The organism is Methanooceanicella nereidis, from assembly GCF_021023085.1.
Classification (GTDB): Archaea; Halobacteriota; Methanocellia; order Methanocellales; family Methanocellaceae; genus Methanooceanicella; species Methanooceanicella nereidis.
Genome location: NZ_PGCK01000006.1, coordinates 195,943 through 207,277, shown reverse-complemented (window position 1 = coordinate 207,277; position 11,335 = coordinate 195,943). Strand labels below are relative to the sequence as shown.

Here is an 11,335-nt window from a genome sequence, read left to right as displayed (position 1 = left end):
AACGTTTTAGTTTTCACACACAAAAAACAACCGATAAACTGATAACTCCTCCCATACTAACCAACCAAAAACACCACAAAAACAAACAACAACACCACAACCAACTAAACACCATCACAACTACTGGTGCCCGTTGAGCGCTTTGTGGTGAGAGTTAGCGGTCCTTATTCGACTTTGTGCGCCTTGTGGTTAGCAGTTTGGTGTTCCTTGTTTGCCTTTGTGCTTAAAAAAGATATTATTAAACTATGCATTTACGGGACAAGCCAATAGGAACTATAAACAATAAAGACTAATGGCTCACAACGATGTTTTACTATTCTACGCATCTTCCGTCATTATACTCGCAATAGCTGCATTTCCATCTCTCGGACTGCTTTACCCTGAAAGCTTTTCTTTTTCCTTCCCAAAAAAGGCCTGCATATGCTATTTTACTTTCCAGTGACACGGGATCGTACTCTATGATCTTATCGCCGATATGCTCCTTTGTGCCCTGATATATGTATCTGATTATCATGCTGTCAGATAGCTCCGGTATCCTTCTAAACCTGTCAAAGACCCTTCCGCAAATTTCTTCGACAGACATACAATCGACCTTGACCCCGCCTGATCCTAACTCTTTGATAAATCCGGGCGATATTTCACCGGGGACAGGCAGTTTTAAGTCTGTGATAAGATCATCGTATGCATATATCCCATCTTTCAAGTCCTGGAGCATTTTTCTATAGAGCATGACCTGGACCTGCGTGGTCTTAATGGCTGCGGGAGAAGGCATTCTGGGCGTCCTTCTTGTCTTATGGTCAAGTACGAACGTCCTGTTCCCCGATATTGAGATCTCGTCGATCGTTCCCGAGATGGGGAAACCGCCCGCTTTACCGAACACCCTTAGCTCACGGGTCTTGCCTCCGGATAATAATTGTTCCAGGCCTGTGTCGATATTAAGCAATAAAAGATATGCTTCGTCTTCGACAGTTTCAGGGACTGCCTCTATCTCTTCGATGATCTCGTGCATTAACTCCCTGTGTATGTCGGAGCCCGCGATTGTTTCCGGAGTCTCCTCCCGGGGGAACTCCAGCGACAGCTCAACCTGTCGCTCACACCAGAATTGCTGCGAGATGTCTGTGACTCTCAGGCGGCTTTTACCATACTTCTCCAAAACAGGCACAGGCATAATCTATTGTTCATACTTTGAAACTATATACTTGTGGGGACTGTGCCATTTATCGTAAAATGAAAAAAGATGATATTTTAGTATGTCATTGTCTTCCCAGTATTTCTCCCAAAATGCCGGAATAATCGCCCCTGTCAAGCCTGTCCTGAAGCCGCCCATATACATCCCTGACATCTTCCATTAATGGTTTTGGCTGAATGCCCGCTTTCATCAGGTTATTACGCCTTATGAAATAAACGGCAATTAATACTGCCATTATCATTGCCAGAACTAAAAACTGGCTACCATGCATTCTGCGGCGGCTGATCCGGCGGAAAAGACCTCTGTTATGTCTCATATCATGCCTCTATATATCATTTAAAAAAGTAAGTCCTGACTTAATAAATATATCGGAATGAATTTATAACCTGTAAGGCGCTTCTCATTTTATCGGCTATTTTTATCGGCCAAATTTTTACATACGTTCATCCGGATACAAAGTATTGAAGCTCATCACCCATAATTTTAAATTTTCACATTTTAAATTATATGGGGGGTTATGCTTGTATGGTTATCTTTATTATCTTTGGCCGTAGTCATAGTTCCCCCGGAGGATCTGTATGGAGGAGAAATATGTTCAGGCCATAAAGGCCGGCATCATCTGCGGTATCATACTTGTTGTTCTTTCAATCATATACATAGGTGTGGAAAGGCTTGTGTTCGGATCATATTTTAGTGAATGGATGGGGGCATACGGTACTTCCGGATATACGGGAAGCGAAGTTCCGGCGTTCCTTATCATTTCGGCTATCTTTACCTTCGTCATGATATTTTTAGGCAGTATTACATTTTTCGGGGCAGGCGTACTATCCGCCATATTCACATCTTCCTATATCCGGGATAAGAACGATGCGCTTATCTATGGCGCATTGTCGGGGGCGGTCGCAGAGCTGGTCCACAGGCCATTTGCCATGCTGATCAATATGACGGCCAACTTTTTCTCGCCTTTAAACGGCCCGGGCATTGAATCGGCAGTCACCGGGCTCGTAAGCGATCTAATATGCTGCCTGCCATTCCTGCTGGTCGTAGGCATAGTGCTCGGGGCTATAGGCTCTGTGACATACGGTATCATAAAGCTAAAAATTTAAAAGTAACGTGCGTCGATATTATCGATTAATTTTTCATTAATTTTAGAGTAGTATGACCTATACGCAGCGTCAAAATATTTGAGCGTGATCTTTAATGTTGCACATGGATATGATGTATTTTCATCTCAAAGACACATAGCAAACAAAGATCTTTTAAAAAGAAACGTTGAGTTCTTTGAGATGAAAAAGTATCAAGCCCGTATACAATTGTCAGACTATATGTAATTATTTTGACGATACATATAAAACATTCTTGGTATTTTTTGGAAAACAATTACTGAGCATTTTTTTAAACCATACAAAAAACGCTGATAGTTTTTAATCTAATATTTAATGAACCGGCCCCTTTCCGGTAAATCCGTTATTAAAGTATAATTTTCAAGCGATGGAAATACATTTGGTGTTATCATATGCTTATTGAAAAAGGAACTCGTCCCATTAACCCAAACCTGGAATGGCTGGTTTTAGAGAGGTTCCCTTTTTGGGAAGCCTGGGGGGCTGATGCCAGGATATTGCAGGATGTATGCTCAAAGGTGAACAGCCTTATGGAAAATAGCGATGCTCCGGGAGGATGGACGAGCGAGTTCATGAAAATTGGGGATAAATGTTATAACAAGGCTTACTCTCCGGCTAAGATCGATCAGGAAAAAATATCCTTGTTTAATAAAGCATCAACATACTATGGCATAGCCAGGTTTCCTTTTGCAGATACCACATTAAGGAAAAAGGCTTACTCGAAGCAAAAATTATCATTGATTGAGTCAAGCCATCTATTCCCATACAATTTCGAGGTCGTAAGCATACCTTTCGAAGGGAGAGACATCAAGGGATACTTCTACTCCCCGTCTCCGCAGAATGAGATAACACTCCCGGAAGGCGTGCTTTTAACGGGCGGGGCGGAGATATTAAAGGAGGATATACACAACATCGCTGACTATATAGTCCGTAACAGCGGTATGGCATGCCTGACCATAGACATGCCGGGCACGGGCGAGAGCTCGTGGAGGCTGAGCGAGGACAGTATCGACATTTATTCAAAAGCTATCAAATACCTGGCAGGCAGAGGAGGTGTAGACCCGAACCGCATAGGTATATTCGGTATCGGCTTTGGCGGGTACTGGGCCATGATGTCCGCAGCGTCATTCCCGGAGATAAAAGCGGCCGTCAATTGCGGGGGCCCGATACACAGGGCTTTTGAGCCCGATAACCTGAAAAACCTGCCGGAGTACCTGAAAATGACACTTGCCTTCATACAGGGTAATGACCCCGATACGGAGGTAAGCATCGCCCTTAAAAAACTGTACGATTTCTCGCTGTTCAAGCATATCGAGACAGGTCGTATCACCTGCCCCATTCTGAGCATTAACGGGTCAAGCGATCCTTATGTGCCTATCGATGACCTGTTCATCATATCCTCAGAGGGAGGTATAGACCAGGATGAATGGGTATTCAAAGGGGATAAACACTGTGCGCCTCAGCATTATATGGAATGGATGCCGAGGATGGTGGCATGGCTTGCGAACAGCCTCGGAGGAAAGGAAAGAATGAGCGCTCCGGATCTCATAAAGCTGTAATGCAAGACTATTCTTTCACCCGGTCTCTCTGAACAGCTTTGATATCTCGATTATATTTTCCGGCTCTCCGAAAAGCACTACACGGTCCCCTGCATAGAGGCAGGTATCCCCCTGGGGATTATAGATACTCTCGGAATCCCTCATTATCAATAGTAAAGTGACCCTGTATTTTTTTCTGAACTCTATCTGGGCCAGCGTTTTGCCCGCTATCTCAGAACCTTCGCTCACCTGCAACGTGCTGATCTCCATCGCAGACAAAGGCAGGTCCAGGGCCGTCAATGAAGTATAATATTTTGACATGCTCCTGAACATATCGTAATTCTCAGCCCTTAGCTCAGTTATGAATTTCTCTATCCTGTCCTTCGGCACCATGTATTTTTTCAATACTCTGGCGAAGATCTCCACCGATGTCTCAAATTCCTCCGGTATGACCTCGTTGACACCGATCTTATAGAGCGGCTTTACCTCCTTTATATACCGTGTCCTTATTATGATATGCACTGCGGGGTTTAGCCTCCTGCACGTATCCGCTATCGCCCTGGTGGCTAAGGGGTCGGATATCGCCACGACGACTATCCTTGCGTCATTAATATTAGCGTGTTTCAGGACTTCCTCGTTCGTCCCATCCCCATAGAATATCGGCTCGCCTTTCTCTTTTTCCGATTTTACCGTCTCCGGGTTCATCTCTAATATGGTGTAAGGTATGTTCACCGATTTTGCAGCTCTCGCAAGGTTTCTTCCATTCAATCCATAGCCTATGATTATCAGGTGGTCCTTTAAGCCCATCTCTTTAGCACCGGGACGCGCACAGGTATCGGCCTTTAATCTATCCGGTATGGGCAAGCGGCATATCACGTTCGCGATATGCGGGGATGCCGCCATCACTAACGGGGTCGCGGCCATGGTCATTATGGACGCTGCAAGGAAAAACTGGTAATGCTCGTTGTTCAGGATGCCATAGTCCAGTCCCAGCTTTGAGATTATGAATGAAAACTCTCCGACCTGGCTTAGTGCGAAGCCCACAAGTATCGCTGTCCTTAACGGGTATTGCATGACCAGCGTAGCTATGCCCGCTATCGAGGATTTTAACAATATTATCACGATGGCGACGAGCACTACCGTCCAGGGGTCCTTCAGGATAAAACCGATGTCAAGGAGCATTCCTATCGATACGAAGAAAAAGCTTGTGAACACATCCCTGAAAGGCAGTACGCCGCTCAAGGCCTGCTGGCTGTACTCTGACTCGGAGATGATAAGGCCTGCAAGAAACGCTCCCAGCGCGAGAGAAAGCCCGATGCTCGATGTCAGCCAGGCCATTGACAGGCATATGACAATTATGCATAACAGGAAAAGCTCCCTGCTGCGTGTTTTCGCGACTTCGAAAAGTATCTTCGGGACGAGCCATATCGTGCCGATCGCCACAAGAAGGATGATGCCGATTATCTTTAATACAAGTATATGTATGCTATCCTCCATTCCGACGCTGCCCGACGTCCCTGCCAGTAACGGCACTATGAGCATCATGGGCACCGCGACGATGTCCTGGAATATCAGGATACCAACAGCAGTACGGCCATGGGGGCTCTCGAGCTGATCTTTTTCCTGTAACAGCCTCAAGACGATCGCCGTGCTGCTCAGCGTGAAAAGAAAGCCTATCAGTATCGACAGTTCTGTGGAAAAACCCATTCGAGACGCGATGGCAAACGCCGCCAGGAACGTTAAAAGCACCTGGACGGTCCCGCCAACAAAAAAGGACCTCTTGAGCTCGAGGAGGCTTTTAAAAGAGAATTCTATCCCGATGGTAAATAACAGTAGAACTATCCCTATCTCTGCCAGGAATTCGACTTCGCTGACCGCGCTGAAAATTCCCGTGCCATAAGGCCCTACCAGTATCCCCGTAAATAAAAACCCGATTATTGCGGGGATGCGGAATCTGTGGCATATCAGCAAGATGACTATGGAGAGCCCGAATATCGTGATGAGCCCCTGCAATAACGTAATTCCCATCGGTTCCATCTATTAAGCCTCTACCGGAGCTTTGAATATATATTTTATCGAGATCTATTCCAGAAACTCTTTATTTTCGATCTTATGCGGTAAGTAATTGTTCGAGGTAAACTCGATAGACTTGGAAACGAGCGCATCCTGCTCTATCTTATACCCGAACTTTTTAAGATCGGAAAGCTCCTTTTGCCATCTTTCTTTCTGGAACCACGGGTATGAAGATATTTCCTCTATACGCTTATTATCCTCATCGTTGAGCTTGATCCAGGAGCTCTTTGGCAGCTGAAAATCCATCACGTCCCTTACGGACAGGCCTATGTACTTAGCCGGAGGGCATGCCGCCTTTTCCGAGAAGAACGCGAGATTTATGGAGCCGTACTTATATACGGAATAAATGTAATACCCCCACGGGTCCATATCCGTGAAAATGTATATGGGAATGTCAAACTCTTCGGCGAACCTGGCCAGAAGCCTGCGTTCCGCTCTTGCGGGCTGCCCTTTACCGGTCATGAGCAAACAGTTATTCTTCTTCCAGTACTTTTCCTGGTTTAAAAGGTTCCAGACCGCATATTTCTCTACGACCAGTATGTAATCGGCGCTCATCTCCTTTATGTGGAAATAATCATCCTCCACTATCGGGGGTACGGCCCCGCCGGCAGAGCCCATCCTGGTAAAATCGAGTACGTCGCCTGTCTTATCTTCGACTACCATGGGGCCGGATATCACTCCGTTAGGGGTGGCTATAAGGTTCAGGTCCTCTCTCAGCGTATCGGTGATCGCCTCTATGTCCTCGATTATCGGGTCCGACTCTTCCTGCACGTCAAACGTGTTCTCCCCGGCGCCGGGTATCTCATGCTTTAAAGTGTAAAACAATTGACGTATGGACAGGGGAGGCTTATCCTGCTCGATAAGCGTCTTTATCTGCTTTGCGATAAGAAGGGTCTGCAGGAACTTTTTAGCCTGGTTCACGTTAAAATAGAACCTCTTTTGCCTGTCGTTCCCCAGCTTGATGACCCCTGAGGCCTCGTCGAAATGGACGTTGTTGATAGACCTTGTCATAATGTCCATCGAAGGGTTATGGCCAGACTCGACGTCATCCAGTACTCCCTCGCCGATATTCTTAAGCTTACTTATTATCGCATCATTTTTCTTCGCCATTCACTCCCCTCCGGCGTTATCCTCTGCGGGTATCTCCTCGATGAACTTTGAATATTTTTTATTAAGGATGTCTAAAAACCTTGCCTCGATATGGGCCTCGTCTTTTCCCGTCAAAACGCTGAGCGCGTTCGCGACTTCTTTTGTGTAGCTCTCGAAGATCCTTATCTTCTTACGGGCCTCCAGGGCCTTCTTCTGCTCCGAAAGAAACCTGCTCAGCTCTCTTGCGCACTGTCTGACCGCCAGCTCCACGTCATCCATTATCTCCGGTATGTCCGCCACGGCGTCCTTTGACTCGGACGTGAACGGAACGTTCGTGGAAGCGATATGGACCAGCACCATTATCGGGCCCGACGGAAGCTTTGCATTCTTCGGCTGCTCCATGTTATAGTGTTTCCAGTTTATTCTCTCTATGGCATGGGTGATGGCACAGGCGCCCTGCTGGTACATGAGAGGCACGCGGTTAGCGAACCTTATAATGTCGGCCTTGCCTTCTCGCTCGATGTCGCCGCCAAACGCGATCACGGCCTCGACCATGAACGGGTTTCCCCTGCTGGCATTGACCGGCCTGGAAGCAGTGGCTATAAAGTCTATATTGCAGTTCTGGATGACCCCTTTCTTGAGCAGGTCTTCAGTTATGGGCGAAAGACAGTCCCTGGGCGGTGACATGACCTTGATCTTTTGGAACGCGCCGAGAAGCCTTTTCACTCCCTCTATGTCCATTGAAAGGTCGTGCGGGACCATGTTCGGGTCAATGTTCGCCTCCCTGCAAATGTTCTCCGCCGTATACCCTCCGACCTTTGTGAATTCAGAGTTCAGGAAAGAGCTGAGTTTCTTAATGTCGGTGACCTGGAGCATCTTGACCAGGGTGCCAAGCTCGATGCCTCTCGGATGGGGCTTGATCTCAACAGGCTTTTTCGGGAGAATGTCAGAAGCTCTCTCGAACGTGAACCTTTCATTATACGGGTCTATAAAAGTGAAACGGGCGTGCGGGTTTACTATAGACGTGTTCTTCAGGTACTCAAGCACCGACTGCCTTCCTCTTACGTACGCAGCTTCCATCTCTATCTCTATGCGCGTCCCTTTTGAGGTAAAAAACTCGTCGATACGCTCCGATAATATTCTCGGCTCATTGGTCTCAGTGTCTATTTTAAGATCATACATGTAGGCGGGCAGCTTCGAATCGATTTTTGACGTTATGCGAGCGGGCTTGCCGCTTGTGAGCTGGCCGTATAAAACGGCGGCGGATATCCCGATACCCTGCTGTCCTCTGCTTTGCCTTATCGCATGGAACCTGCTGCCGTATAACAGCTTACCGAACACTCTGGGCAGGACGTCTTTATGTATGCCGGGGCCGTTATCCTCCACGACTATGTTCAGCATCTTATCGTCGACCTTACGTATGCGTATGTAGATATCGGGCAGTATTGACGACTCCTCGCATGCGTCCAGCGAGTTGTCCACGGCTTCCTTGATACAGGTTATAAGGCATCTCGGCAGCGAATCAAAACCGAGCATGTGCCTGTTCTTTTCGAAGAACTCCGCCACGCTGATCGACTTTTGCTTTTTCGCGAGCTCCAGCGCTATCGGTCCTTTCTCTTCACGGGAGACTTTTGAGGAGGTCATAGCCCTTTACAGTAATATCTGAAATTATAAAAGCTTTTCAAGGCACTACCTGCCCTGCCATACCTGTGCGCTATATCCTCAAATCACTTTTATTGATGCGGGCATTAATATAATAGTAATATGGCGGGTTTTTATGGCAGTAGAGGTGCAATCGATGATATTCGAGACTAAAGTGGAGCAGGTGATACAGCGCACTCATGACACGAAGAGCTTTCGATTCAAAAAGCCGGAAGGCTGGGATCACCTGGCGGGCCAGTGGATGTACGTCTCGCTAAAGATAGATGGAAATGAGGCTCGAAAACATTTCACTATTTCCAGCAGCCCCACGGAAAATTATCTCGAGTTCACAAAAAAGATAAGGGATAGCGATTTCTCTCAGGCCTTGAACAGGCTGAAAGGCGGAGAATGGGTAAAGCTTGAAGGGCCGTTCGGGAGCTTTTATTTTTCCGGGCAATACCCTAAGATAGGGATGCTGTCAGGCGGCATAGGCATAACGCCGCTCAGGAGCATCTGCAAATATTGCACAGACAAAAAGCTCTCCACTGACATAGTCATGCTATACTCTAATAAGACCTCTGACGACATCGTCTTCAGGGACCAGTTTGAAGAGATGCAGCGCCAGAATCCTCATATCAGGGTGATGAACGTCCTGACAAGAGAGCCTTCGTGGCAAGGGCTAAAGGGTCACATAGACGCTAAAATGATAAAGGAGCAGATACCGGATCATAACGAACGAGTTTTCTATATCTGCGGTCCGCCTCAAATGGTCTCTGAGATGCAGGATATACTTACCGAAGAACTCGGAATGCCCGATAGTAAGGTGAAAGTGGAATACTTCACGGGATACGAACGTTAGTTAAAAGGAAAAAATAACGGCGTATAATGGTAATACGCCGCTCTTATACTTTTAATCGTCACTCTTATTTATTATATCCGGGGTATGGATAGCCCGGGTACGGGTATCCGGGGTATCCGGGGCTCGGCTGTCCCGGGTACGGGTATCCTGGCTGCGGGTATCCTGGATATGGCTGGCCCGGATATGGGTATCCTGGCTGCGGGTATCCGGGGTTAGGCTGTCCAGGGTATGGGTATCCCGGATTTGGCTGTCCAGGGTATGGGTATCCAGGGTTCGGGTATCCCGGGCTCGGGTTGCCAGGGTTCGGGTATCCCGGGTTTCCTGGGTATCCCGGTGTCGGTGTTGGTGTCGGAGTCGGTGTTGGTGTCGGAGTCGGTGAAGGTACTGGCTCGGGCTTGAACTTACCGTCCATGTAGTCCATGGCTGCGGTTATGTTGATCCTGCCGAAGCCGTAGTCATTGTTGGGTACTCCCTGACCCAGGCGCTTTGCCGACTTGGTGAGGACCTCTTTTGCCTTCGCGGGTGTCAGTGACGGGTCCTTCTGGACGAGTAATGCTACCGCGCCGGAAACCATCGGGCATGCCATTGATGTACCGCTCATGGATACGTAGTTCTTATCTATAGCCTTCTGGTCGTTGGTGCCTGCTGCCCTTGCAGATATTATGTCTTTACCGGGTGCGCAGACATCGGGCTTTGCTATGCCGCCTCTTGCGGGGCCCCTCGAACTGAACGACGCTATGTTGTCGCTCTTGTCGGTCGCGCCTACGGTCAATGCATCCTTATTGTCCGCGGGGCATCCGATAGTACCGCCTCTCGGTCCGCTGTTACCGGCGGCTACTACTACGATCTTACCCTTCTGGACTGCCTTGGAGACAGCATCGCATATTGCCTGTGAGTGCTGATCGGAGCCGAGTGACATCGATATGATCTTCGCGTCAGAGTTCATCGCATACTCGATACCAGCGATGATCTGCGACTCGCTTCCAGATCCATCCTTGCCTAATACTTTAACGCCTATGAGCTCTGCTTCGGGGGCTACTCCCTTGTACTTGCCGCCAGACCCTGCGCCAGTTCCTGCAATTATGCCGGCGCAGTGAGTGCCGTGACCGAAGTCATCGTAAGGGGTGTTCTTGTTCTGGACACAGTCTTTCCATCCGACTATTTTACCCTTGAGGTCGGGATGGTTTCCGTCAATGCCTGTGTCAACAACGGCAATTTTAACTCCTTTGCCAGTATACTTAGATTCCCATGCCTTTGTCGCTTCGACTATCTTAGTAGCGCTGTCAAGGCATACGTGGAAAGTCTTCTCTTTTTCGACGTATCTCACGTTCTTTAATGACTTTAATTTTTCAGCTGCCTGTTTGTTCGGCACTGTGATAGCTATTGCATTAATAGATTCATATTTATAGATGATATTGGCATCATTCTCAGTCACGAACGCCGTCATCTGGTCGTCCATGATGCCTGCCAGACCATTATTATCGGTAAATCCTACTATGTAGGTGGCCGGGCCCTGCTCACCGGCAGTATTGAAGATAGGGGTGCTCGCGTTAACCATGAGCACTGTAGCCATCAGCATTGTGCATATTATGGCTGTGGTTAGTATACGTTTTTTAATATCTACTCCTCCTTAGCAAGTAATGAGTCAATAATCATTACATATTAAATACTTTCTCTTCATGGTGAATAATTTTGAATTTATTCGTTAAAAAAGTGAACAAATTTGAATTTTATTGAACTATTAATAAATAAATTCAATTAAATAATTGCACGTCAACGACCTGCTTTTTTGTAGAGACGTTAGAATATCGTGTGATTGCTATAT

At 47.3% G+C, this 11,335-nt stretch carries 9 protein-coding genes; 3 read left to right on the top strand and 6 right to left on the bottom strand.

What is annotated here, in order from left to right:
- Positions 1–313: 313 nt before the first annotated feature.
- Together CUJ83_RS08975 and CUJ83_RS08970 are read right to left on the bottom strand one after the other, a co-directional pair.
- On the bottom strand, positions 314–1,168 hold the full coding sequence (locus CUJ83_RS08975; RefSeq protein WP_230741962.1) for a PD-(D/E)XK nuclease family protein: 855 nt from the start codon (positions 1,166–1,168) through the stop codon (positions 314–316).
- Positions 1,169–1,253: 85 nt separating this feature from the next.
- Positions 1,254–1,505, bottom strand: a complete 252-nt coding sequence (locus CUJ83_RS08970; RefSeq protein WP_230741961.1) for a hypothetical protein — start codon at positions 1,503–1,505, stop codon at positions 1,254–1,256.
- A gap of 262 nt (positions 1,506–1,767) precedes the next feature.
- Here CUJ83_RS08970 and CUJ83_RS08965 point away from each other — a divergent pair, with 262 nt between their 5' ends.
- Entirely contained in the window at positions 1,768–2,295 is a 528-nt protein-coding gene (locus CUJ83_RS08965; protein WP_230741960.1) for a hypothetical protein, read from the top strand.
- Between the two features lie 410 nt (positions 2,296–2,705).
- On the top strand, positions 2,706–3,869 hold the full coding sequence (locus CUJ83_RS08960; protein ID WP_230741959.1) for an alpha/beta hydrolase: 1,164 nt from the start codon (positions 2,706–2,708) through the stop codon (positions 3,867–3,869).
- A 15-nt stretch (positions 3,870–3,884) separates the two neighbouring features.
- Here the strand turns inward: CUJ83_RS08960 and CUJ83_RS08955 are convergent, their stop codons facing one another.
- From CUJ83_RS08955 to CUJ83_RS08945, 3 genes are read right to left on the bottom strand one after another with little or no spacing between them, the layout of a single operon-like run.
- Positions 3,885–5,885, bottom strand: a complete 2,001-nt coding sequence (locus CUJ83_RS08955; protein WP_230741958.1) for a monovalent cation:proton antiporter family protein — start codon at positions 5,883–5,885, stop codon at positions 3,885–3,887.
- A 45-nt stretch (positions 5,886–5,930) separates the two neighbouring features.
- The gene (locus CUJ83_RS08950; protein WP_230741957.1) at positions 5,931–7,031 is read right to left on the bottom strand and encodes a DNA topoisomerase IV subunit A; all 1,101 of its coding nucleotides are present in this window, start codon (positions 7,029–7,031) and stop codon (positions 5,931–5,933) included.
- A complete protein-coding gene (locus CUJ83_RS08945) occupies positions 7,032–8,654 on the bottom strand; it encodes a DNA topoisomerase VI subunit B (RefSeq protein WP_230741956.1) in 1,623 nt (540 codons plus the stop codon).
- A gap of 133 nt (positions 8,655–8,787) precedes the next feature.
- On the opposite strand from CUJ83_RS08945, the gene CUJ83_RS08940 reads away from it, so the two are divergent.
- Positions 8,788–9,510 (top strand): ferredoxin--NADP reductase, encoded by a 723-nt coding sequence (locus CUJ83_RS08940; protein ID WP_230741955.1) that lies wholly within the window; start codon positions 8,788–8,790, stop codon positions 9,508–9,510.
- Between the two features lie 64 nt (positions 9,511–9,574).
- Here the strand turns inward: CUJ83_RS08940 and CUJ83_RS08935 are convergent, their stop codons facing one another.
- Positions 9,575–11,089, bottom strand: coding sequence for a S8 family peptidase (locus tag CUJ83_RS08935; protein ID WP_230741954.1), 1,515 nt, complete (start codon positions 11,087–11,089; stop codon positions 9,575–9,577).
- Between the last annotated feature and the right edge of the window lie 246 nt (positions 11,090–11,335).